The organism is Bradyrhizobium sp. HKCCYLS1011 (genome assembly GCF_051167795.1).
Lineage (GTDB): Bacteria > Pseudomonadota > Alphaproteobacteria > Rhizobiales > Xanthobacteraceae > Bradyrhizobium.
Map to the genome: position 1 here is coordinate 613,800 of NZ_JBNPTT010000005.1, position 23,449 is coordinate 637,248.

Below are 23,449 nucleotides of genomic sequence, written 5' to 3' on the forward strand. Positions count from 1 at the left end.
AGGTCAAAAAGGGGGCGGCACCGGAAACACACGGATAGATTGTCAGCAGTTGTCGTTAGAAATCTTCTCCGGCGCGACGGTCAGTCGATATGCAACTTCGGTCGATCCGTCGACCACTTCGAGAAGCTCCCCGCAGAGCAGGCAGCGGATCTCGCCGGCGCTGCCGGTCTGCGATTGGAGTTCGATCCGGCGGAAGCCGGCTTTGCAGGCGGGGCAGATCACGTCGTCTGTTCGCATAGGTATTTATGCCGAGCCCCGCCTGATCGTTCCCGCTGGCGGCTGCGCACGCGCACATTTAACGACGCGAACATCTTGCGATCGTGATGCTGGTTCCGATCATCCATTCCAGGCTGCGTGGGGGTCAAAAGCCCCGGCGTTGCAGCCGGGGCTTTCTTTCGGCGCGGATGGATTCAGGGCCTTGCGCCTACGTGTGACAGCGAATGTGTGACAGTGAATGTGAGACTATGAAGGCGTGAACAAGGAGTGTGTGAGGACGAACGCGCGACGATGAGGGAGGGACAACGAGCCTGCGATCTAATGAGCCGGTGACTTAATGAGCCCGTGACTGTGAGCCGGGTGGGCAGCTTGCCACAAGCGGAACTCGCGATGCAGTGGGAACTCACAAGACCACTTTGGCAACCTTAATTCTATACCGCAACTAAAAGTTTATCGCAACCGAGTGTGATATGCGATTGCATCGCGTTGCGTGATCGCGGTCACATTCGCATGCGCCTGCTCAGTGAGTCGCGACTGCGACGAGGTCGAGCGATGTACAAGGTTATCGACACCATTCTCAATATCGGTTGCCTGCTGACAGCAACCTTCTATGTCCTGACCGTGCTGTGGGCGCAGCTTAACTGCTCGCTGATCCCGATGCTCGGTAGTCCCTGTCATGGGTCTGAGCGTGATGCCTGGATGGTCCCGCTCTTCCTGGCCCCTATCGGCGTGCCCGCGCTGATTGGACTCGCGGTGATGCTGTGGGGACCGCCCCGAGGCTGACGTTGCGACCGAGCGTCCAGGCGCGGCCGGCCGAAGGCTGATGTTCCGGCGCCGATGTTGGCTCAAGCGTCGAAGCCGCTGCACGAGATTGCACGCTTGGCACGACTGCCGGGTCTGAGAGCGGAACTCCGTTCTTGGCCGGAGAACTGCGGAGCGGTGCAGCAGCTGCCTAAAACTGCAGCGTTTGCATGCGAACAAAAGCGGAAGCGAGGCGGGAACTTCGTTCTTCTCAGGAGAACCACGGAAGCGTCAGGGGAAGCTCCTGATTACTTCGATGATGCCGACAATGGCGGGGTTGAAGGCGTCGAGATCTGCCGCGGGGATCCAGTACTCGCGATGGTCGCGGCCGCCAACCTCTTGCACCTCATAGTGTGCGAGGAAACTCCGTTTCACCTCGAAGCGCGTCACATGTCCCGCACCGCTCGCCGGCATGTTCCAGTCGCGCGCGATCTTGGTTGCGTAGTCCTCGCTCAGCACCGGATAGAAAATCGGCTGCTCCGGAAGACGCGGCGGAAAGCTTCGCATCCCGGAGGAGCGGATCAGCGCGAGCTCATCCGGGCCGACGGGGCGCCAGAGTGTGATGGTCGGTTCGTCTGCGGGCATCGGCGCGTCAGGAACGATCGGTGGTTGCAACAAGACGGGTGTGCAGAACTATCATGAATCCTGCGTGCGGTCGCGATGGACCGCGACCGTCATGGCTGCGGCTTGGCATTCGTGTCGATCTGGCAGGCTGGGCTTAGGCTCTATGGCACGAGGCCTGAGACGTGACGGTTCGTCTGCGAGGAGCCCCTCGGCTTCGTCCTGTAGGGGCAAGTGCGACGCCCCGCGCACACCTTGTGCTGTGGGCATCGTTCACTTTTCGGGGACGACGCGCAACATCAGCGGCGCCATGTTATGTTGTCGGAGGCAACTGCTGCTGCCGAGGAGATGGCCAATGGCCGGGTGGGTTATTTTCATCTTGTCAGTTGCTTCGATACCGCTCGCGACAGAGATGGCGCGCGAACGTCAGAGATCGCAGCGAACGTGGTTCTGGATCGCCTTCCTCGTCGGTCCGTTGGCGCCCCCGGTGCTTCTGGTCCTCGGAGATGCCAAGCAGCCCATGCGCGCGAATTAGAGACGCTCGCAACCTGTTTGTGTTGGCGATCGTCACAGGCCGCGACGGGGGGGGGCGAGGTCGAGAATGGCCGCGGCTCTCCGGTGAAGTTATCCGCCGCAACTCAGACGGACTTAGCGCTTTTGAGTGCGCTTTGCTTCCTCGACAACTTCCGTTGATCGTTCAAGAACCGCAAGGCTCTTGGCCAAGGTGAGGTAGGTCTCGGCCACCGTCTCAAGCTGTCGGCGCGCTGCGGGATCGGCCGCCTGCCTGGCAGCGCGTTCGTAGCGCGTCGCAAGATGAAGATATTCGGCCGGCGTCGTCATGGCCGGGCAACGAGAGCTCCTGCAGAGCGTTCCTGATGGGATCGCAAAATCAAACTCGGACACTGGCGAAAGTGAGGAGAGCCTAGCCTCTAAGAAAAGAACATATTGCGAACATAGAACAGATCGGGTACGTTGCGGGACAGATAAACCGAAGATTGCCGGCCCGTCTCGTTAACCATTTGTCCATCCCGCGAATCCCCGCCATAAGGAGCGCCAATGTCCGCCACCGCACTGCGCATCGTCGAAGGTTCTTCCATGGATAAGAGTAAGGCGCTGTCCGCAGCCCTGTCCCAGATCGAGCGCCAGTTCGGCAAGGGCTCGGTGATGAAGCTCGGCAAGAACGATCGCTCGATGGACATCGAGACGGTCTCGACCGGCTCGCTCGGGCTCGACATCGCGCTTGGGGTCGGCGGTCTGCCAAAGGGGCGCATAGTCGAGATCTACGGCCCGGAATCCTCGGGCAAGACCACCTTGGCGCTGCACACCGTTGCGGAAGCGCAGAAGAAGGGCGGCATCTGCGCCTTCATCGATGCCGAGCACGCGCTCGACCCGGTCTATGCGCGCAAGCTCGGCGTCAATATCGACGAACTCCTGATCTCCCAGCCCGACACGGGTGAGCAGGCGCTGGAAATCTGCGACACGCTGGTGCGCTCGGGGGCGGTCGACGTGTTGGTGGTCGATTCGGTCGCGGCGCTCGTGCCCAAGGCCGAGCTCGAAGGCGAGATGGGCGAATCGCTGCCGGGTCTGCAGGCGCGGTTGATGAGCCAGGCGCTGCGCAAGCTGACCGCCTCGATCAACAAATCCAACACCATGGTGATCTTCATCAACCAGATCCGGATGAAGATCGGCGTCATGTACGGCTCGCCGGAGACCACCACCGGCGGCAATGCGCTGAAGTTCTATGCCTCGGTGCGTCTCGACATCCGCCGCATCGGCGCGATCAAGGAGCGCGACGAGGTGATCGGCAACGCCACGCGCGTGAAAGTGGTGAAGAACAAGCTGGCGCCGCCGTTCAAGCAGGTCGAGTTCGACATCATGTATGGCGAGGGCGTCTCCAAGATGGGCGAGATCCTCGATCTCGGCGTCAAGGCCGGCATCGTCGAGAAGTCCGGCGCTTGGTTCTCCTATGACAGCCAGCGGCTGGGGCAGGGACGCGAGAACGCCAAGTCCTTCCTGAAGGCCAATCCTGACATGACGGCCAAGATCGAGACCGCAATCCGGCAGAACTCCGGCCTGATCGCCGAGCAGATCCTGGCCGGCAGCGCCGAGCGCGACGCGGACGGCGAAGAGCCGGCTGAAGAGTAAAGTTTACGGCGGCAGCGGGCGCCTGGGGACGTTGAGTTGCCGACGTCCCGGCGCCCGCTTGCGTGTGTATGGTGCGCCACCGAAATTCGCGTGCCTTGCGTTTGCACTCTACGCCGTATTTGGGAGGCGGGGGTGCCGTCTTCATGCGCTTCATACAGTTTGAGCTCGAATTGCTGACGCCGAACGCGCGGACGAATTGCCTGGATCCGCGCCCTCATTTCCACATCTAATATGCCGTACGCGTTGCATGGTGATGGGTCATGACGCGCCTGATCCTGACGACGGACTACATCTATTGCAGGTCAGATGCGGACGATTCGCCCGATCTGTTTCTGCATTTCGGTCACGACTTCGGCCCTCATCTGCAGCGGCTCGTGTTTGGTCATCCGCCTACAGAAGCTCAGCTCGAGGATCGCTTTGATGTCCGATCTGAACAACGACACCAAAAGCGAGGTTCACACTGGCTGGATTTCCTTCCCTCGAAACGTCTCGACCGGTTCGAGGTGCGCGGCATCGGCCTCGCCCAGCTTTGCGCATGCTCTGAAACCGTCGAGCTTTGGATCGGGCCGACTGCGAATGACCAGCTCGAGTTGATCTGGCTGCTCGACTATCTCAGGCGTCGCAGAGCCATTCCGCGGCGTCTTTCCCTTCGACCGGCCGATCCGCTGGTCGGCAGTTCCACCGAGGAGGTGGCTGCAATGGACGCTCCGCGAATTCCCATCACGTCCACGCATGTCGAGCTCGCTTCGAAAGCCTGGCAAGCCTTTCGTTCGCCGACGCCGCAAGCCTGGGTTGACCTGCTGCGGGAGGATCTGAGCGCGTTGCCACGCCTGCGCGACACCGTATTGAGGCTGTTGATTGAGTTGCCGGCCCCCGGCACCGGCCTCGGGTCGACCGAGATCGGATTGTTGGAGCTGATCTATCCCGATCCGCCGCACCGGCTCAGCGTCATCCTGAACACGCTCGTCTACTTCAACGGATACTATCGCCACACGATATTCAATGACTGGGAGACGGCTCTGTTGGCAGAGCCGCTGGCTTTCGGTCCTGAGCCTGCGATCACGGCGCTCGATCCTGAACTTCAGACTCTCGCGCTCGGGAATTTTCGGCGACGTCAGGATATCCATCGGGAAAGCCGGCCGCGGCTGACGGAATTCGGTGAAGCGGTCCTGATCGGCCGCGCGGATTTTTCCCGGCACAATCCGATCCATCGTTGGTGGGGCGGCACGGAGCTGACCAACGCCAATCTCTGGCGCTGGGACCCCGTTGCGAACGTGCTGATCGCACCTTGATCTGTCGGACAACGCGTCTGGTTGAGCGCCGCGGACCACGGCGCTCAACCGAGGGATGGATCGCAGCTTACTCCGCCGCCTCCGCATAGTCCGCCAGCGGCGGACAGGAGCAGACCAGGTTGCGGTCGCCGTAGACATTGTCGACGCGACCCACCGGGCACCAATATTTGTCGGTACGCGAGGCGCCCGCCGGGAAGCAGCCTTCGCTGCGGCGATAGGCGCGATTCCAATCATCATCGGCGACGTCGTGCACCGTGTGCGGCGCGTGCCGCAGCGGCGAGGCCTCGATCTTGAAACGGCCCTGTTCGACCTCGGCGATCTCCTTCCTGATCGCGATCATCGCGTCACAGAAACGATCGAGCTCTGCCTTTGATTCCGACTCGGTCGGCTCGATCATCAGCGTCCCCGGCACCGGGAAGCTCATGGTCGGTGCATGGAAGCCGTAATCAATCAGCCGCTTGGCGATATCGTCGACGGTCACGCCGCTGGTCTGCTTCAGCGGCCGGGGATCGACGATGCACTCATGCGCGACCCGGCCGCGCTCATTGCGATAGAGCACCGGGAAATGCGCATCCAGCCGCGCTGCGATGTAGTTGGCATTGAGGATCGCGATTTCGGTGGCGCGTTGCAGGCCCTCGCCGCCCATCAAGAGCATGTAGATGTAGGAGATGGTCAGGATCGAGGCCGAGCCGTAGGGCGCCGCCGATACCGGCCCGACTGGGCGCACGGTCGCGCCATCGGTCGCCGGATGGCCTGGCAAGAACGGCGCCAGATGTGCCTTGACGCCGATCGGACCCATACCCGGTCCGCCACCGCCGTGCGGAATGCAGAAGGTCTTGTGCAGGTTGAAATGGCTGACGTCGGCGCCGTAATCGCCGGGGCGCGCCAGCCCGACCTGCGCGTTCAGATTGGCGCCGTCGAGATAGACCTGGCCGCCATGGGCATGAACGATATCGCAGATCTCCCCGATATGCTCCTCAAACACGCCATGCGTCGAGGGATAGGTGATCATGATGGCGGCGAGATTGGCCGTGTGTTTCTCCGCTTTCGCCTTGAGATCGGCGACGTCGACGTTGCCGCCACCGTCGCAGGCGACCACCACGACCTCCATGCCGGCCATGTGGGCGGAGGCCGGATTGGTGCCGTGGGCGGAAGAGGGGATCAGGCAGACCTTGCGATGGCTCTCGCCGCGGGCGGCATGGTAGCCGCGGATCGCGAGCAGCCCGGCATATTCACCCTGGGCGCCTGAATTCGGCTGCAGCGACACCGCGTCATAACCGGAGATCCTGCACAGCCAGTCTTCGAGACGGCTGAACAGCGCGTGATAGCCGGCTGCCTGCGCGCGCGGCGCGAACGGATGCAGGCTCGAAAATTCGGGCCATGTGAGCGGGATCATCTCGGTGGTCGCGTTCAGCTTCATGGTGCAGGAGCCGAGCGGGATCATGGCGCGGTCGAGCGCAAGATCGCGGTCGGCGAGCTTGCGTAAGTAACGCAGCATCTCGGTCTCCGAGCGGTGCGCATGGAACACCGGATGGGTCAGGAAGCGGCTCTGCCGCTTCAGCCCGGCCGGCAGCGCCTCGCGGGCGTCGGCTTCGACCGCCGCATAGGACAGGCTGCCGCCGAACGCGCGCCACACCGCTTCGATGGTCTCAGGCGTCGTGGTCTCGTCCAGCGCGATGCGCAAGGCGCGATCACCGCGGCCGAGATTGATCTTCTCGTTGAGCGCGCGCGCGATGATGTCATCGCGCTTTACGCCGGCGTCGATCGAGACGGTGTCGAAGAAGGCGTCGCTGTCGGGCGTAAAGCCGAGCTTGCGCAGGCCCGCCGCGAGCACCGCGGCGCGCCGGTGCACATTGCGCGCGATCGCCGCTAGCCCCTCGGGTCCGTGATAGACCGCGTACATCGCGGCGATGACGGCGAGCAGCACCTGCGCGGTGCAGATGTTGGAGGTCGCCTTCTCGCGGCGGATGTGCTGCTCGCGGGTCTGCAGCGCCAGCCGATAGGCGGGCGCGCCGCGCGAATCCACCGACAACCCGACGATGCGGCCGGGCAGCGATCGCTTCAACGTGTCGCGCACCGCCATGTAGGCCGCGTGCGGCCCGCCATAGCCCATCGGCACGCCGAAACGTTGCGCGGACCCGATCGCAATGTCGGCGCCGAGCTCGCCAGGGGAAGCGATCAAGGTGAGCGCCAGCAGGTCGGCGGCGAGGATCGCCAGCGCGCCTTTCGCGCGCAGCTTGGCGATATCAGCGCGAGGATCGCGCAAGCGCCCGGTCGTATCCGGATATTGCAGGATGCCGCCGAACACGTCCGAGCCATCGAGATCGGTTGCGGGATCGCCGACGATCAGGCGCCAGCCGAGCGGCTCGGCGCGCGTTTTCAGCACTGCGAGGGTCTGCGGGTGAATGTTCTTGTCGACGAAGAACGCTTTCGCGCTGGCGCTCGCGGAGCGCTCGGCCAGCGCCATCGCTTCGGCCGCCGCTGTCGCCTCGTCGAGCAGCGAGGCGTTGGCAACGTCGAGCCCGGTCAGGTCGCAGATCATGGTCTGGAAGTTGAACAGCGCCTCCAGCCGGCCCTGGCTGATCTCGGGCTGATAGGGCGTATAGGCCGTGTACCAGGCTGGGTTCTCCAGGATGTTGCGCTGGATCACCGCCGGCATGATCGTGCCGGAATAGCCCTGGCCGATCAGCGAGGTGAAGACCTCGTTCTGGCTCGCGAGCCCGCGCATGTGGCTGAGCGCCTCAGTCTCGCTCAAGCTCGGGCCGATATCGAGCGGGGCGGCTTGACGGATCGACGCCGGCAGCGTCTGCGCCATCAGCTCCGACAGGCTCTTCGCGCCGATCGTCTCCAGCATCGCGGCGACATCGCGCGGCGAGGGGCCGATGTGGCGGCGGGCGAAGGTGGTGGCGGCGTCATCGAGCGGTTTGAACGGCGCGTTCATGACATGATCCTTGTTATGCCTCGTCATGCCCCGCGAAAGCGGGGCATCCAGTAAACACTGACGTCGAATTCAAGCGGAGGCAGCGCGGCGTACTGGATCGCCCAGTCAGGCCGGGCGATGACAGCGGAGTATGAGGCCGCGTTCCGCACATCACGCCGTGTGCGCCTTGTAGGCGGCTTCATCCATCAGCCCGCCCAGTTCGCCCCTGTCCGACATCTTCACCTTGAAGAACCAAGCCTTGCCCGCGGCATCGGTATTCACTAGCGCAGGCTCGTCGGCGATCGCCTGGTTCACCTCGACGACCTCGCCGGTCACAGGCGCGTAGACGTCGGAGGCGGCCTTGACCGATTCGACGACCGCCGCGGCTTCTGCCTTCTTCAAGGCCCGGCCTACCTTGGGCAACTCCACGAACACGACGTCGCCGAGCTGGGCCTGCGCGTAGTCGGTGATGCCGATGGTGGCGACATCGCCGTCGATGCTGAGCCATTCATGGTCGGAGGTGTAGAGCGTGGTCATGGGCATCCCTCAGCGCTTGCAAGGTCAACGTTTATAGGTGTTGGGAACGAAGGGCATGGCGGTGACGCGCAGGGGCAGGCGCTGTCCGCGCACATCGGCGAACAGCTGGGTATCGACCGCACAGAGCGAGGTCGGCACATAGCCCATCGCGACCGGCGCATTCAGCGTCGGACCGAAGCCGCCGGATGTGACTTTGCCGATCGGCTCACTGGAACCGGGCGCGGCGAACAGCGCTGCGCCCTCGCGCACCGGCGCGCGGCCTTCGGCTCTCAGTCCGACCCGGCGGCGCGCGGCGCCGTTCTCGAACTGCTCCAGGATCTTCTCTGCGCCGGGAAAGCCGCCCGCGCGAGCGCCGGCCTTGCGGCGTACCTTCTGCACCGACCATTCCAGCGCTGCCTCGACTGGCGTCGTCGTGGTGTCGATGTCGTGACCATAGAGACAGAGCCCGGCTTCCAGCCGCAGGCTGTCGCGGGCGCCGAGCCCGATCGGTAGTGCATCCTTGTCGGACAGCAGCGCGTCGGCGAGCTTCTCGGCCTGATCGGCGGGGACCGAGATCTCGAATCCGTCCTCGCCGGTGTAGCCGGAGCGCGAGACGTAGCAGTCGAGCCCGTCGACCACGCGCGGTCCAGCGTCCATGAACCGCATGCTTTCGACATCGGCACATAATTTAGCCAGCACGTGCGCGGCCTTGGGACCCTGCAAAGCCACAAGCGCGCGATCGGTCAGCGGTTGCACCTCGCAGACATCGGAAAGCCCGGCGCGCAACAGCGCCTCGTCGGCATCCTTGCAGGCGGCATTGACCACCAGAACCAGGTGTTCGCCGAAATTGGCGACCATCAAGTCATCTAGAATGCCGCCGGCGTCGTTGGTGAACTGGGCATAGCGCTGCCGGCCCGGGGCGATGCCGAGGATGTCCTGCGGCACCAGCCGCTCCAGCGCGAGGGCAGCGTCCGCCACCCGACCGGATTTCGGAACCAGGGCGATCTGGCCCATATGGGAGACGTCGAACAGACCGGCGGCGCTGCGGGTATGCAGGTGCTCTTTCAGCACGCCGGCTGGATATTGCACCGGCATCTCGTAGCCCGCGAACGGCACCATCTTGCCGCCGAGGCTGACATGCAGCGCGTAAAGCGGGGTGCGTTTCAAAAGGGATGAAACAGCGTCTGGTGCCGACATCGCAGGGACCCTCGAAGGTTCCCGGGACCATTCCCGGGCCAACCGATCGAAGCCCCATCTGTCGCTGTGCCTGAGAGTATTATCCCGTCGGCGGACGCAATCCGGGCGTTTGCCCGTCAGCGCCTCTTTCCAGATGCAGTTGAAGTCGCGCGGTCCTTTTGCCTGAGAGTTTCCGGGGCGGTTGCTCCTTCGGCGCCGACCTCCGAGCTCAAGAAAGCTGAAAGGCCGATCTCTCCCGACGCGGCTATCGTCAATATGTAGGAGGAAACACGAGGCGGTGCAAACTGTCAACGCAATGCGGCAGGCTTTCCACGCGCTTTCAAGCGTGTGGGCCAAGTGCATGATCCGCCAGCACAGTTCCTGGACAGGGCAGGGGTGCTTGTCTAAAAGCGTTGCGCCGAATTCCCGGACTTTTTCGATTGGATTGCTATGAGCGGCGTCAACGAGATCAGGTCGACTTTCCTCAATTTCTTCGCCGAGAACGGCCACGAGATCGTGCCGTCCTCCCCGCTCGTGCCGCGCAACGACCCGACGTTGATGTTCACTAATGCCGGCATGGTTCAGTTCAAGAACGTGTTCACCGGGGTCGAGAAGCGGCCCTACAGCCGCGCCACCACCTCGCAGAAATGCGTGCGCGCCGGCGGCAAGCACAACGACCTCGACAATGTCGGCTACACCGCCCGCCATCACACCTTCTTCGAGATGCTCGGCAATTTCTCGTTCGGCGACTATTTCAAGGACAACGCGATCGAGCTTGCCTGGAAGCTGGTCACCCGCGAGTTCGGGCTCCCGAAGGAGAAGCTCTGGGCCACCGTCTATATCGACGACGACGAGGCCTTCGACCTCTGGAGGAAGATCTCCGGCCTGCCCGAGTCCCGCATCATCCGCATCGCTGGCTCCGACAATTTCTGGCAGATGGGCGACACCGGCCCCTGCGGTCCATGCTCGGAGATCTTCTACGACCACGGCGACAAGGTCTGGGGCGGCCCGCCCGGCTCGCCGGAAGCGGACGGCGACCGCTATATCGAGATCTGGAACCTCGTGTTCATGCAATACGAGCAGTTCGAGGGCGGGGAGCGTGTCAGGCTGCCGAAGCCGTCGATCGACACCGGCGCAGGGCTGGAGCGCGTCGCCGCCGTGCTGCAGGGCAAGCACGACAATTACGACATTGACCTGTTCGTCGCGCTGATCCGGGCCATCGCCGATCTCACCAATGCCGACCCGCAGGGGCCGCAGAAGGCCTCGCTGCGCGTCATCGCCGACCATTTGCGCGCCTCGTCGTTCCTGATCTCCGACGGCGTGCTGCCGTCCAACGAGGGCCGCGGCTATGTGCTGCGCCGGATCATGCGCCGCGCCATGCGCCATGCCCAGCTGCTCGGCGCCCGCGAGCCGTTGATGCACCGCCTGGTCGGTACGCTGACCCGCGAGATGGGCCAGGCCTATCCGGAATTGATCCGTGCCGAGGCCCTGATCAAGGAGACCTTGCGGCTGGAAGAGACCCGCTTCCGCAAGACCTTGGAGCGCGGCCTTGCCATTCTCGATGAGAAGGCGGCCGGGCTGAAGCAGGGCGACATGTTCGACGGCGATACAGCCTTCACGCTCTACGACACCTATGGCTTCCCGCTCGATCTCACCCAGGACGCGCTGAAGTCGCGCGGCATCAGCGTCGACCAGGCCTCCTTCACCGATGCGATGGACCGCCAGCGCGCCAAGGCGCGTGCCGCCTGGGCCGGCTCGGGCGAGGCCGCGACCGAGACCGTCTGGTTCCCGCTGCGCGAGAAGCTCGGCGCCACCGAATTCCTGGGCTACGAGACCGAGACTGCAGAAGGTGCGGTGACCGCGCTGGTGAAGGACGGTGCCGAGGTCGACAGCCTGAGCAAGGGCGACGCCGGCGCCATCGTGCTCAACCAGACCCCGTTCTACGCCGAATCCGGCGGCCAGGTCGGCGACATCGGCGTCATGCGGGGCGATGGCGTGACGTTCCGCGTCACCGATACCCAGAAGAAGGCCGGCGACCTGTTCGTCCATCTCGGCACCGTCGAGGAGGGCACGCTCAAGCTCGGCACCGCGCTGCAGCTCGATGTCGATCATGGCCGCCGCTCCGCGATCCGCGCCAACCATTCCGCCACCCACATCCTGCACGAGGCGCTGCGCCAGGTGCTCGGCGACCACATCGCCCAGCGCGGCTCGCTGGTTTCGCCGGACCGGCTGCGCTTCGACTTCGCCCATCCGAAGCCGATCTCGCCGGACGAGCTCGCCCGGGTTGAGGACATCGCCAACGACGTCGTGCTGGAGAATTCCGAAGTCACGACCCGGCTGATGGCGCTGGACGATGCCCGCGAAGCTGGCGCCCGCGCGCTGTTCGGCGAGAAATATGGTGACGAGGTCCGCGTGGTTTCGATGGGCAACGTCGCACGTGACCACGGCAGCAACGCCCAAATCAGTAATGCAATGGGCTGGTCGGTCGAGCTCTGCGGCGGTACTCATGTCAAGCGCACCGGCGATATCGGCCTGATCTCGGTGACATCCGAGAGCGCGGTGTCCTCCGGCGTGCGCCGGATCGAGGCGCTGACCGGGCGCGGCGCGCGCAAGCACGCCAACGACACCATTGCGCTGGCCAAGTCTGCAGCGGCCGAGCTGCGCACCACCATCGATGACGTGCCGGCGCGCGTCACCGCGCTGATGGAGGAGCGCAAGAAGCTCGAGCGCGAGCTGTCGGACGCGCGCAAGAAGCTCGCGATGGGCGGCGGCGCCTCGTCCAGTGGCGCAGCCTCCGGTGTCCGCGAGCTGGCCGGCGTCAAGCTGATGGCGCGAGCGGTCGACGGCGTCGAGATGAAGGATCTCAAGAGTCTTGCCGATGAGGCCAAGAAGCAGCTCGGCTCCGGCGTGGTCGCGATCGTCGGCCGCAGCGAGGACGGCAAGGCCGGTGTCGTGGTCGGCGTCACCGCTGATCTCACCTCGCGCTTCAACGCAGTCGAGCTGGTGCGTGCGGCGTCCGAGGCGCTGGGCGGCAAGGGCGGCGGTGGCCGCCCCGACATGGCCCAGGCCGGCGGTCCCGACGGGGCCAAGGCCGACGCCGCGCTCGCCGCGATCGAGAAGGCCATGAACGGGTAGACAACGCGAGCCCTGCGATGATCGGGCACCATAAGACCCTCAACGATCCCGATCTGCGCGACCGGCTCTACGAACTGCTCGAGCACGATCATCTGCCGCTGTCGGTCGGCTCGCGCTTCGTGCGCATGGTCGTGATCGTGATCTTCGCCGACGTGCTCGCGGTCACGCTCGCCTCGGTGCCGCAGCTCGACGCGCGCTACGGGCTGGTCTTCACGGCCGTCCAGGTCATGGCGATTGCGGTGTTCGCCTTCGAGTATTTTGCCCGGCTCTGGAGTGTCGCCGGCCATACGCCGCGCAAGGCGTCCGCGCTGCGCGACCGGTTGGATTACGCCTTCTCCGCGCTCGGGATCATCGATCTCTGCGCCTTCCTGCCCGCCGCGATCGTGCTCGCGGTCGGTGATCACGCCACATTGGCGACCCTCTGCGTGCTGCCGTTCCTGAAGCTGGTGCGCTATTCCCCGGCCATGCGCTCGCTGCTCGCCGCGATCCAGGCCGAGCGGCGCACGCTGGTCGGCTGCGTCGTCATCCTCACCGGCGCGGTGCTGCTGTTTGCCTCCTTGCTCTATGCAGTCGAGCGCGACGTGCAGCCGGAGAAGTTCGGCACGCTTCCCGACGCGATGTGGTGGGCGATTGTGACGCTCGGCACGGTCGGCTATGGCGACGTGGTGCCGGTGACGACGCTCGGCAAGGCCATCACCGTGTTCGCGATCGTCGCCGGGTTCGCGATGATCGCACTGCCCGTTGCCATCATCTCCACCGCCTTCGCCGAAGAGGTGAAGCGGCGCGACTTCGTCGTCACCTGGGGCATGCTGGCGCGGGTGCCGCTATTTGCGCATCTTTCGGCCGGCGAGATCGCCGACATCATGCGGCTCTTACGCGCGCGCACCGTCGAGACCGACGAGGTGCTGGCGCGCCGCGGCGACACAGCGTCATCGATGTATTTCATCACCGCGGGCGAGGTCGAGATCGAGCTGCCGACCCAGCGCGTGCGCCTGGTCGACGGCTCCTTCTTCGGCGAGATCGCGCTGTTGCATCGGACCAGGCGCTCGGGCACCGTGAAGGCGCTGCGCAAGACGCGGCTGCTGGTGCTCGACGCGCAGGATTTTCACGCGCTGATCGAGCGGATGCCCGCGCTCGCCGCCCATGTGAAGACCATCGCGCAGGCGCGGATGGCCGACTCCGGCGACCTCGCCCCGGTCGAGCTCGCCGAAGCCAAGGCGCATGACGACCAGCCCGGCGGGTAGGGGGCAATCAGTGAGGGGGTCGTGGATCATGCAGCTTGGCTTTCTGATTGCGGCCATGTCGTCTCCGGCTTGCGAGCGACGCTCGTGATGCGTTGCAGCGCCCACCGACACGAATTCCACAAGATTAATGATCACCTTCAGCTCTTGCTTGTCATTGCCCGTAGGCACCGGGAATCCCCGCACCAGAGGATTGCATGTCGCCGAGTGTTCGAATGAAGATGCGCACGCATGTCGGCGGACGCGGCGTGCGCACCCTCGCGCATCCGCTCGGCTTTGGCGGTCCGGTCGGGGGAACACCATCCGTGGTGGCCGGCATTGTCGACCAAATGTCGGACTGGGACATCAGCAGCCCCGATCAGGCGTGCGCCTTCAATCTGAGAGTCATTCCCGGCACCGGCCCAGTCATTTTGATCCAGTACCGCACGCCGCCCTCCATGACCTGGCAATTCGGCGCGCGCAGCGCCCGCCACCCCGACCACCCTCACTGTGCGACCAAGCTGCAGACCGGCCTCGTCACCGTGCAGCCACGCGGGCCGCTCGGCACCATCAGTATCCGTCTCCGGCCGGAAGCCGCGGCTCATCTGCTCGGCGGCAGCATGCAGCCATTCCTCGATGCTCAGATCGGGCTTGACGATCTGTTCCGTCCCAGCGAGGTCTCGCTGCTTGTAGAGATGATCGCCGAGGCGCGGACCAGTGCCGAGCGGTTTGCCCGGGTCGAGCAATTCCTGCTGGCCAATCTGCATGCCTCGCGGGCCGACCCGCTGGCGTGCCGGGCCGCGGCCATGCTGCGACGGACGCCTCACCTGCGCGTCCGGCAGCTTGCCGCCCGGCTCGATGTCAGCGAGCGGAACCTGTCACGCAGGTTCGACGCAATGTTCGGCATGGGCGCAAAGCAGTTTTCCCGCATTGCCCGCCTCGAACGCGCCATGACCGTGCGGGGTCAGGGCGCAACCTGGGCCCACACCGCCTACGAGGCGGGATTCTCCGACCAGGCGCACATGATCAAAGATTTTGCCGAGATCGTGGGCGTGCCGCCCGCCGAGCTCGTGCGCCCATCCTCGCCCATGTCGGCGCCGCGCACGCCAATGAGGGGGTCTCACAACACATGAGAACGCCGACGAAGACCCCTCACCCGACCGAGGTTGTGGCAGGCGACTGAGCTGCCCTCCCCCACAAGGGGAGAGGGCACGTCGATACGCGGTCTCGAATCGCTCCGATTGTCTGGGGGGCAAAGGAAGCGTGCGAAATCGCAGATTCAGGACGTGTCCATCTGCACCTGTCAAACAGCGGGCGAGCCTCATCGCTCCCGCGGCGCTATCAGCGCCCGGGCGATGCCTGAGGCTCGAGCCCTCGAAATCGTGAGGGCGCAGGGAATGCCGGGCGCTGGCCGCACCCATGGCCCGCGTGCAACAAAGAATGCACGCGGCGGAAACCACAGGTCCAGCCGAGACGTCCCGGCATTCCCTGCACGACGGTTTACGGCTTATACGCGCTCTCCCTGGTGCGCCGGGCTTGTTGGCCACCATGTCCGCGCGAAGCAAAGCTTCGTCGCGCCCGCATGATGCTGTCGCATCAGCGCGAGGACACCAGCGTCGGGGTGTCAGGACCACACGATTTCGCCGTCCGCCGCTCTGCCAGTCGTCTGCGTCTTGAAACGCGCCCGACAGCACAGCGTCCATCGCATTGCCGGCCCAACGTATCGTGACGACGCGTACGCCCCTCATCCGGACCGGAACGGTGCGGAGCATACGCCTGATTTGCTGATTTTCAGAAGCGGTTTATTTCTACGTGGGGCTCTTGAAACCGGTGATGATCTTGAGCCGGCTCGTGAAATCAGTCGTTTGGCGCAGGAGTGTGGAAGGGGGGCTGATCGACAAAGCGTGCGCGCTTGCGCCGCGACGTCACCCGTCGGGCAAAGCGGAATGAACAAGGGCGCGCGGGTGAGGTGATTGCGATCTATCAGATAATGGCATTACCTTTCATGAGAGGAGATTATGGCTCAGCGAGCGTAGTAGGCGTAGGATGGGTTGAGCGCAGCGAAACCCATCACCTTTCTCATGACCGGGGGGCGACGAGGATGGGTTTCGCCTTCGGCTCTACCCATCCTACGAACTACGAACTGTTTGCTATGGCGGGGATCTTGGTGTGAAAGATGCGGATGGAAGCGGAAAACTATTTTGTGGGTGAGATCGTCGTGGTTCTCGCTACTGGAACGCGTGTGCCAGCCAAAGTTTCAGCTGACGAGATCTGCGGGCCCAATAATAAAGAGACTTATAGGATCACCCTCGAGCAGGGGGCTGAGATCAAAATCGCCGAGTCCCAGGTGGACTTCTTTGATGCGCTGATCAAGCTTCGGCTCGATCTGGAGAAGACCGGCACGTTGCTGTGTTGTTTCGGCGCCAGCGAGAATGTCTATCCCTCGGGGATGCAAAGATCGATGGGGCCGGCTGTCCTGGCCTACAAGATGCGATTGGGCTCGCCCACCTCACGACAGGACATTGTCAATATCTTCGAATCCGATGAGACGGTTGTGCCCGCCACAGTCGAGCAGCAGGAGGGCTTCCATCGGCGATGGGGTGATAGCCTGCAGCGGCGGTAGCTGCGCAAGCGATGGATCGAGCGCAGCGAAACCCGCCTTCCACGTGTCTCGGCTTGACGAAGATGGGTTTAGCATTCGGCTCGACCCAAGCGGCGCTTTCACATCGTGCCATTCAAAGCCCGCGTCACCGAAAAGGTGCGCGCCGGCCGCGATTTCGCGCTGCGCGGTGAGATCAGCGGCGATCCACGAGTGGCCGATGAGCCTAACTCAACTAGAAGTCGATTGACCTTGAGGACAATGGCGCCACGTTTCGAAATCGATATTATCGACTTTGCTGGGTAATGAGGCACATGCTCGGCAATGCCCCCTGCATGCAATCCACCAGGAGATGTGCATGCAGGGGGTGTGGGGGCGTGTCAGGACCGCGGTCGTGATACGGCTTTTCAGCGACCAAGCCCTTGATCCCGCATGCGTAGGATGGGTTGAGCGCAGCGAAACCCATCACCTTCCGCATGACCGGTTCGAGGAGGGGCACTCCAGTTTTTTGCGCCTTACCACGGGCTTGCCCTTTGTCGCGTCGCTCTCGTGTCCCGGACGCGGTGCAGCACGCAGTGCTGCTCCGCAGAGCCGGGACCCAATCAGGTCGGCAGAGAGAATTGAGCTCGTCCGAGGATGGTTGAGCGCAGTGAAGCCCGTCGCCTTCTGATTTGGATGGACGAAGATGGGTTTCGCCTTCGGCTCTACCTATCGTACGAACCGAAATCCTTCGCTATCCGCTGGAACGCTGCGGACGGCTGTCCATAGCTCACCAGCCTGACGTCGAGATCATATCCGCGCACAAGCTGCAGCGCGCGGTGCAGGGCATCCTCGATCCAGCTCTCGTCATTGCCGAAGGCGCCGCCGCCGAGGCTTGTCAAGAGGACGATGTTCGAGCCGCGCGTTGCATTGAGCACGGCGGCCCAGAGTGTCGCCTCATAGGCGGCTTCCAGGATCAGGCGCGCGAACCTTTCCCAATACTTCGGCGCAATGTCGCTATAGGCCACCGGGAGTGCGGAGCAGAAGGCCTGCGAGACAAGCGGCAGGGGACCTGCGGCGTCCGTCGCCTCGACGCCGGTGTGAATTCCGATCCGCAAATGGCCGCGCAAGGTGTCGATCTCGTGCGGTGCGCTGTCGTCAAGGAGCTGGGCAATGGCAGCGAGAGCCGGTCGCGCGCAGAATGCGTAGCCGTTGATCATGGACCAGAGTTGACCTGCATCTGAGGGAAGGCGGTCGCGAAGCGCCGATCCAAGATCGGCCAATGTATCGATCTGCCTGTCTTGCGTCTGGCCGCAGCGGTTATCGAGCTCGACGAAGTAGTTGCGATAGATCGTGGCGGCGCCGGCAGCGATCGCGCAGGCCGGGCCCTGGGTCGGATCGGATTGGTACATCGTCACACCATCTTCCGGCGTTCGATGAGGTCCGAACATCTCGAGCAGATTGAACTGTGATGCGACCTGGAACAACGCGCCGGCGAACTCCGGATACAGGTGCATGGCCCGGACGTCGCCGCTGATGAGGCTCACGCGCGGCCTGCCATGCCTGACAGGCCCAGTCTTGATTCGGTTGCGGAGACCGGAAAGCGCCGCGAGTTCGAGATGGCCGGTGCGGTAGCTCTTGCCATTGACGCGGGAGGTCAGTCTGCCGTTTTCGACCGCGAGCCTGGCCTTGGTCGAGCTGTAATCGGATTCCGGGAAGCCAGTCAGTCGTTCAAACCAGTCCACAACAAGGTCTCCTGAGAACGTGGGCGGGTTTGCACCCGAAGCCGCCGACAACGGCAGGCAGCAGGTACGATGATGCGCAGCTCGTCGGTCTTACGGAAACATGGCGGGGTAAGCACTCAACGACGAGGGGCCTCGCATTGCCGGTTATGGCACTCTTGCGCGATTCGTCGGCTCCGAGCGGTGTCTTGGTAGCCGACGCTGTCGGGGAAGCGGCCCTGGAAGCTGCCATCGGGGAAATGGCACCGCCAAATCCCCTGAGGATGGGCCTACGCGTGCCTAATTGCTGAGACCGGCGCGCCACACCGTGACCATACGTGTGTCTCACGCGTCACAGTTACGGAGATACCAAGGTGGAACATATAGTATGACTATATGCACCCCGCTGTGATGTGCTTAGGATCATCATCCAATCTCCAGTTGATGGATGGCTGCTTCGCGGGGCGGCGGCCGATATCGGGTGTGTGCTGGGGAGGTGGCACGTTCCAGTCGCGAAGGCTTTGAGCTGGGACGTGAGACAAGAATAGACAAAGCCTGGGGACGCTGGAAGGACCAGACGAAAATGTTGAAGAGGTCTTTGAACACCGCACGTCTGTGCGGCGTGGGGGTTGCTTTGTCTCTGCTGAGCGGCGGAGCGTATGCAGCCGATCTGCCGACGAAAGCGCCGCCTGTTCCTTATGTGTCGGCCGATGATTTCTGGACGCGGCCTTATCTGTTTGGCGATCTCGGCCGGACCAGGCTGAAGGAGATGGGCATCTCGCTGGCGCTGACGCTGGGTGACGAAGCCGTCACCAACGTGTCGGGCGGAAGCAGGAAAACCTCGGCCAACGCCGGACAGCTCTGGTTCGAAGCCAAGTTCGACATGGAGAAGCTGGCCGGCATCAAAGGCGGCATGTTCGCCTTCACCTATGTCCAGCGCTTCGGCGACAATTTGAACACCGAGGCCGGCATTCCGGCCCTGCAGCTGACCAACGAGGTCTTCGGCCGCGGCAACATCGCCCGCCTGACCGAATTCTACTGGCAGCAGAAGCTGTTCGATGATCGCCTCGTGCTCAAGGGCGGCCGTCTTCCGGTCGGTGGCGACTTCTTCTTCGGGCTGTGCGAGTTCATCAACCTGACCTTCTGCGGCGGCCAGCCCGGCAACATCCAGGGTGGCTACATCTTCAACTGGCCGGTCAGCCAGTGGGGCGGTGTCGCGCACTACAACATCACCAAGGAATTGCAGTTGTCGGTCGGCGTCTACGACGCCAATCCGCAATATCTGACGACCTCGGACGCCGGCATCTACGCGGCGCCGGGCATCCCGTCCTCGCACCCCGGCGCGGGCGTGCTGGTGCCGGTGGAGTTGGTCTATGCACCCAGCGGTCCCTTGAACGGGACTTGGCGCTTCGGCGGCTGGTATGACAACGCCTCGACCATCGATGGCGGCCTGCCGGGAATCATCACGGTCATCCCGGGTGTCGGCGGGGTGCCGGATCAGAACATCGGCGATCAACGCGGCCGCTTTGGCGTCTATGAGTCGATCCTGCAGCGCTTGACCGTCGAGGGTCCGAAGGCACAGGGCTGGTACACCTTCCTCAACACCACCGTGGCTGATCACCGGACCGCGTTCCAGGACTACCAGATCGCGTGGGGCGTCAAGCACACCGGCACCTTCTCGTTCCGCCCGGATGACGAAGTCGGCTTCGCGGTGGGCACCACCCACGTGAACTCGGCGGCGCTGACCCCGAATGCCGGCGGCAACGAAGTTCCGATCGAAGCCTGGTACGGCTGGCAGGCGACCGGCTGGATGAACCTCAAGTTCGACGCCCAGTATGTCATCAATCCCGGCGGGCGCGGGTTCAATGCCGCCGGCGTGAAGACCGACAACGCCTGGGTGTTCGGCCTGCGCACCGTGGTCCACTTCTGAGGTCCACTTCTGATCTGGCGGCCTTCGGGCCAGGAAATCAGCTGATCTGACGCGAGAAGAGGGGCATGCCTATCTGCAGGCGTGCCCCTTTGCATTGTTGACTCCCGCGAGCCGCGACACGACTTATCTTGCATAGGTCGGTCAGTTCCCCGGCCCAGGAGCAAGATATGAAGGCGCCGCCAGACATCGATCCCGCCACCGCGCAGTCCGCCGACGTCGTGCACTGGCTGACCAACGGCACCCGCGACGAGCGCTTCATCGACAACATCTTCGCCGAGATGTGCGTCCGGCTGCAGCAATCAGGCATTCCGCTCAAACGGGCCACGCTCCATGTCCTGATCCAGCATCCGCAATGGCTCGGTGCGCGTATCCTCTGGAGTGACGGGATGCGCGGAGCCGAGATCGCACGGGTCGACCACGACGTCAGGGAGCGCTCGGAATATATCGGCAGTCCCGGCAACGAGATCCATGATGGCGCCGCGGAGGTGCGTGAGAATCTGGAGCGTGATCCGTCACAGGGCCGCCAGCACGCCGTCTATGACGAGATGCGGGCCCAGGGCCTGACCGACTATGTCGCCTGGCCGATCTATCACACGCTCGGCAAGCGCCACTTCGTGACCTTCGCGACCGATCGTCCTGGCGGCTTCGAGCCCGCTCATCTCGATGCCCTGCAGCGGTTGCTGCCGGTGTTGGCGCTGGTCAGCGAGATCCGCATCAAGAACCGGCTGGCGCGGACGCTGCTCGAAACCTATGTGGGGTCGCATGCGGGCGAACTGATCCTCGCCGGCGCCACGCGGCGTGGCAGCGGCACCACGGTCCGCGCCGCCATCATGATCTGCGATCTCAGGGATTTCACCAAGATCTCCGACAACTGGCCGCGCGACGACGTGATCGATCTCCTGAACGACTATTTCGACGCGGTGTCGGAGCCGATCGCGCGCCACGGCGGTGAAATCCTGAAATTCATGGGGGACGGCCTGCTCGCGATCTTTCCACTCAGCCAGCCACAGGCCTGCGCCAATCTGCTGCATGCCGTGAGCGAGGCGCGTCAGGCCATGACTGCACTGAACGACAGGAACGGCGGCAACGGCCGCGCGCCGCTCAATTATGGGGTCGGCGTCCACGTCGGCGACGTCATGTACGGCAATATCGGCTCGCGCGCGCGGCTCGACTTCACCGTGATCGGTCCGGCCGTCAACATGGCCTCGCGCCTGGAAACGCTGACCAAGCAGGTCGGCAAGCCGGTGCTGCTGTCGCGCGACTTCGCCGACCTGGTCAAGAATGAGTTCGAACTCGAGCGCGTCGGCGAATATCCGGTGCGCGGCTTTGCCGAGCCGATTGAGCTGTTTGCATATCCCGGGTGAGGGCCGATCCCTGGGTTGGCTGATGCCGAGTGCTGCTGGACGAAAAAGTTGTGGTCTCGGCCACACTCGCCCACGGGCTATACGGGCTATTACGGACTGCAACCCGCAAATCTTGACGGCGGCCCGATTTGTGCCCATATGGCGGCCATCGACACTTGGCCGAACGACCTGGGCCGCTTCGCCTCGTCACCCGACAGGCGCGCACGTTTCAGACCCCCTTCTCCAAAAATCGATCCATCGACAAAGGTCGCCGCCTGCGGCGCCTTGGGTCTTACGTGCACGTTGTCAGTGAAAGGACATCGACAGTGAATACAGGAACTGTGAAGTGGTTTAACAGCCAAAAGGGCTTCGGCTTCATTCAGCTCGACGCCGGCGGCAACGACGTCTTCGTTCATATCAGCGCGGTCGAACGCGCCGGCATGAGCACCCTCAATGAGGGACAGAAGGTCAGCTTCGACATCGTGGCGGACCGCCGAACCGGCAAATCCGCCGCTGAAAACCTGCGCGCCGCCTAAGCGGCCGCGCGAAGGACCAGATGCTTTGACCACGGATGTACCGGCAGAGCTTATGGCTTCAGAGTCCCGCGTCCGATCCGTCGGCACGCGGGATTTTCTATTTCACCATAATTGCCGCATTGCAGGTGAAGATCACGTTGCACGTCAACAAGCAGATCGCGGCTGCGCCGACGACGGAGCGCGCGTCGGCAGGCCTTGGATATTCTCTTGAGCACTGAACATCATTCGGGCGTGTCGAGGCCCGACGCGCGGCGCTGGACGCGCATTCTGGCCAGCTATGGCAGGCCAAATCGCGCGCGAAGCGCTGCCGAATTGGTGATCACCGTCACGCCGCTCGTGACGTTATGGACAGCGGCCTGGTACATGTTCACCCTTGGCCATGCCTGGGCTTCATTGCTCATCGCTGTCCCGGCGGCCGGCTTTCTCGTGCGCCTATTCATGATTCAGCACGATTGCGGCCATGGCACCTTCTTCGCCGGGCGCCTGGCGAACGACTGGGTCGGCCGCATCATCGGCGTGCTGACGCTGACGCCTTACGACTGGTGGCGCCGCACGCATGCGATCCATCATGCCACCACCGGCAATCTCGACCGGCGCGGCATCGGCGACATCGATACGTTGACGGTGCGCGAATACAGAGCCCGTTCCTGGTGGGGCCGTCTGACATATCGGCTTTACCGCCACCCGCTGGTCATGTTCGGGGTCGGACCGGCCTATCTGTTTCTGCTGCAACACCGGCTTCCGGTCGGCCTCATGCACGACGGTTGGCGGCTTTGGGCCAGCACGATGGCGACCAATCTCGGCATCGCCGCGACTGTTGCCGCACTCACCTGGCTCGTCGGCCTCAATGCATTTCTGCTGGTGCATCTTCCGATCATGCTGCTCGCGGCCACAGCCGGCGTCTGGCTGTTCTACGTGCAGCATCAATTCGAGCAGACCGCGTGGGACCGCGACGAGCGCTGGAACCTGCATGATGCCGCCCTCTATGGCAGTTCACATTACGATCTGCCGCTGGTGCTGCGTTGGTTAACGGCCAACATCGGCATCCATCACGTGCACCACCTCAGCAGTCGGATTCCATATTACCGCCTCCCGGCGGTGCTGCGTGACCATCCGGAGCTGCGCGAGGCCTGTCGCATCACGCTGCCGCAGAGCTTTCGCTGCGTGAGGCTTGTGCTGTGGGACGAGGCGCAGCGCCGCCTGGTGTCGTTTCGCGACGCCAGGGTGGACGCCGGGGCTCTGGAGCTTCGGACGGCCCCATCGAAGTGGCCGCGCCGCTCGGTTTCGCCGGAGGCTGCCGCTGGGCGGCTAGGATAGGCCCAGCGAAGCGCGCACCATATTGCGCATGGTGGAAAGGGT

Annotated in this window: 18 protein-coding genes and 1 riboswitch; of the genes, 11 read left to right on the top strand and 7 right to left on the bottom strand. The window is 63.7% G+C overall.

The genetic code is table 11. The features are described 5' to 3' along the window. Positions 1-42: 42 nt before the first annotated feature. On the bottom strand, positions 43-237 hold the full coding sequence (locus tag ACQR1W_RS19825) for a hypothetical protein (protein ID WP_434852355.1): 195 nt from the start codon (positions 235-237) through the stop codon (positions 43-45). Positions 238-768: 531 nt separating this feature from the next. Between ACQR1W_RS19825 and ACQR1W_RS19830 the strand changes: the two genes are divergently transcribed. Next, entirely contained in the window at positions 769-999 is a 231-nt protein-coding gene (locus ACQR1W_RS19830; protein ID WP_434852356.1) for a hypothetical protein, read from the top strand. A 249-nt stretch (positions 1,000-1,248) separates the two neighbouring features. Here the strand turns inward: ACQR1W_RS19830 and ACQR1W_RS19835 are convergent, their stop codons facing one another. Beyond that, complete coding sequence (locus ACQR1W_RS19835; protein ID WP_434852357.1) at positions 1,249-1,602, bottom strand: ADP-ribosylation/crystallin J1; 354 nt, start codon at positions 1,600-1,602, stop codon at positions 1,249-1,251. Between the two features lie 624 nt (positions 1,603-2,226). Continuing rightward, a complete protein-coding gene (locus tag ACQR1W_RS19840; RefSeq protein ID WP_434852358.1) occupies positions 2,227-2,418 on the bottom strand; it encodes a hypothetical protein in 192 nt (63 codons plus the stop codon). Positions 2,419-2,634: 216 nt separating this feature from the next. On the opposite strand from ACQR1W_RS19840, the gene recA reads away from it, so the two are divergent. Together recA and ACQR1W_RS19850 are read left to right on the top strand one after the other, a co-directional pair. Next, positions 2,635-3,723, top strand: a complete 1,089-nt coding sequence (recA, locus tag ACQR1W_RS19845) for a recombinase RecA (protein ID WP_434852359.1) — start codon at positions 2,635-2,637, stop codon at positions 3,721-3,723. A 260-nt stretch (positions 3,724-3,983) separates the two neighbouring features. Further along, complete coding sequence (locus ACQR1W_RS19850; RefSeq protein WP_434852360.1) at positions 3,984-5,015, top strand: hypothetical protein; 1,032 nt, start codon at positions 3,984-3,986, stop codon at positions 5,013-5,015. A 67-nt stretch (positions 5,016-5,082) separates the two neighbouring features. Here ACQR1W_RS19850 and gcvP read toward each other — a convergent pair whose 3' ends face one another. From gcvP to gcvT, 3 genes are all read right to left on the bottom strand, one after another. Then, positions 5,083-7,956 (bottom strand): aminomethyl-transferring glycine dehydrogenase, encoded by a 2,874-nt coding sequence (gene gcvP / locus ACQR1W_RS19855; protein WP_434852361.1) that lies wholly within the window; start codon positions 7,954-7,956, stop codon positions 5,083-5,085. A 150-nt stretch (positions 7,957-8,106) separates the two neighbouring features. Then, entirely contained in the window at positions 8,107-8,472 is a 366-nt protein-coding gene (gene gcvH, locus ACQR1W_RS19860) for a glycine cleavage system protein GcvH (RefSeq protein WP_008971632.1), read from the bottom strand. Positions 8,473-8,496: 24 nt separating this feature from the next. Beyond that, on the bottom strand, positions 8,497-9,648 hold the full coding sequence (gene gcvT / locus ACQR1W_RS19865) for a glycine cleavage system aminomethyltransferase GcvT (protein ID WP_434852362.1): 1,152 nt from the start codon (positions 9,646-9,648) through the stop codon (positions 8,497-8,499). Between the two features lie 141 nt (positions 9,649-9,789). Then, a riboswitch (glycine riboswitch) is annotated at positions 9,790-9,896 on the bottom strand. A gap of 181 nt (positions 9,897-10,077) precedes the next feature. Here gcvT and alaS point away from each other — a divergent pair. The 4 genes from alaS to ACQR1W_RS19885 all read left to right on the top strand — a co-directional run bounded on the left by alaS (position 10,078) and on the right by ACQR1W_RS19885 (position 16,605). Then, positions 10,078-12,762: an alanine--tRNA ligase gene (gene alaS / locus ACQR1W_RS19870; RefSeq protein WP_434852363.1), complete on the top strand. Its 2,685-nt coding sequence runs from the start codon at positions 10,078-10,080 to the stop codon at positions 12,760-12,762. Between the two features lie 17 nt (positions 12,763-12,779). After that, on the top strand, positions 12,780-14,006 hold the full coding sequence (locus ACQR1W_RS19875; protein WP_434852364.1) for a cyclic nucleotide-gated ion channel: 1,227 nt from the start codon (positions 12,780-12,782) through the stop codon (positions 14,004-14,006). A 212-nt stretch (positions 14,007-14,218) separates the two neighbouring features. Next, the gene (locus ACQR1W_RS19880; RefSeq protein ID WP_434852365.1) at positions 14,219-15,115 is read left to right on the top strand and encodes a helix-turn-helix domain-containing protein; all 897 of its coding nucleotides are present in this window, start codon (positions 14,219-14,221) and stop codon (positions 15,113-15,115) included. A gap of 1,043 nt (positions 15,116-16,158) precedes the next feature. Continuing rightward, positions 16,159-16,605, top strand: coding sequence for a hypothetical protein (locus ACQR1W_RS19885; protein ID WP_434852366.1), 447 nt, complete (start codon positions 16,159-16,161; stop codon positions 16,603-16,605). A 680-nt stretch (positions 16,606-17,285) separates the two neighbouring features. On the opposite strand, the gene ACQR1W_RS19890 is transcribed toward ACQR1W_RS19885, so the two are convergent. Further along, positions 17,286-18,305, bottom strand: a complete 1,020-nt coding sequence (locus tag ACQR1W_RS19890) for a hypothetical protein (protein ID WP_434852367.1) — start codon at positions 18,303-18,305, stop codon at positions 17,286-17,288. A 559-nt stretch (positions 18,306-18,864) separates the two neighbouring features. Between ACQR1W_RS19890 and ACQR1W_RS19895 the strand changes: the two genes are divergently transcribed. The 4 genes from ACQR1W_RS19895 (at position 18,865) to ACQR1W_RS19910 (ending at position 23,407) form a co-directional block, all read left to right on the top strand. Next, positions 18,865-20,211, top strand: a complete 1,347-nt coding sequence (locus tag ACQR1W_RS19895) for a carbohydrate porin (protein ID WP_434852368.1) — start codon at positions 18,865-18,867, stop codon at positions 20,209-20,211. A 167-nt stretch (positions 20,212-20,378) separates the two neighbouring features. After that, entirely contained in the window at positions 20,379-21,575 is a 1,197-nt protein-coding gene (locus ACQR1W_RS19900) for an adenylate/guanylate cyclase domain-containing protein (RefSeq protein WP_434852369.1), read from the top strand. A 305-nt stretch (positions 21,576-21,880) separates the two neighbouring features. Further along, positions 21,881-22,090, top strand: a complete 210-nt coding sequence (locus tag ACQR1W_RS19905; protein ID WP_434852500.1) for a cold-shock protein — start codon at positions 21,881-21,883, stop codon at positions 22,088-22,090. 207 nt (positions 22,091-22,297) lie between these two features. Beyond that, a complete protein-coding gene (locus tag ACQR1W_RS19910) occupies positions 22,298-23,407 on the top strand; it encodes a fatty acid desaturase (protein ID WP_434852370.1) in 1,110 nt (369 codons plus the stop codon). Positions 23,408-23,449: the final 42 nt, after the last annotated feature.

Bases quoted from the DNA above. Each gene is read 5' to 3' on its own strand.
- ACQR1W_RS19825 (WP_434852355.1), bottom strand. From the start codon at position 237: ATGCGAACAGACGACGTGATCTGCCCCGCCTGCAAAGCCGGCTTCCGC.
- ACQR1W_RS19830 (WP_434852356.1), top strand. From the start codon at position 769: ATGTACAAGGTTATCGACACCATTCTCAATATCGGTTGCCTGCTGACA.
- ACQR1W_RS19835 (WP_434852357.1), bottom strand. From the start codon at position 1,602: ATGCCCGCAGACGAACCGACCATCACACTCTGGCGCCCCGTCGGCCCG.
- ACQR1W_RS19840 (WP_434852358.1), bottom strand. From the start codon at position 2,418: ATGACGACGCCGGCCGAATATCTTCATCTTGCGACGCGCTACGAACGC.
- recA (WP_434852359.1), top strand. From the start codon at position 2,635: ATGTCCGCCACCGCACTGCGCATCGTCGAAGGTTCTTCCATGGATAAG.
- ACQR1W_RS19850 (WP_434852360.1), top strand. From the start codon at position 3,984: ATGACGCGCCTGATCCTGACGACGGACTACATCTATTGCAGGTCAGAT.
- gcvP (WP_434852361.1), bottom strand. From the start codon at position 7,956: ATGAACGCGCCGTTCAAACCGCTCGATGACGCCGCCACCACCTTCGCC.
- gcvH (WP_008971632.1), bottom strand. From the start codon at position 8,472: ATGACCACGCTCTACACCTCCGACCATGAATGGCTCAGCATCGACGGC.
- gcvT (WP_434852362.1), bottom strand. From the start codon at position 9,648: ATGTCGGCACCAGACGCTGTTTCATCCCTTTTGAAACGCACCCCGCTT.
- alaS (WP_434852363.1), top strand. From the start codon at position 10,078: ATGAGCGGCGTCAACGAGATCAGGTCGACTTTCCTCAATTTCTTCGCC.
- ACQR1W_RS19875 (WP_434852364.1), top strand. From the start codon at position 12,780: ATGATCGGGCACCATAAGACCCTCAACGATCCCGATCTGCGCGACCGG.
- ACQR1W_RS19880 (WP_434852365.1), top strand. From the start codon at position 14,219: ATGAAGATGCGCACGCATGTCGGCGGACGCGGCGTGCGCACCCTCGCG.
- ACQR1W_RS19885 (WP_434852366.1), top strand. From the start codon at position 16,159: ATGCGGATGGAAGCGGAAAACTATTTTGTGGGTGAGATCGTCGTGGTT.
- ACQR1W_RS19895 (WP_434852368.1), top strand. From the start codon at position 18,865: ATGTTGAAGAGGTCTTTGAACACCGCACGTCTGTGCGGCGTGGGGGTT.
- ACQR1W_RS19900 (WP_434852369.1), top strand. From the start codon at position 20,379: ATGAAGGCGCCGCCAGACATCGATCCCGCCACCGCGCAGTCCGCCGAC.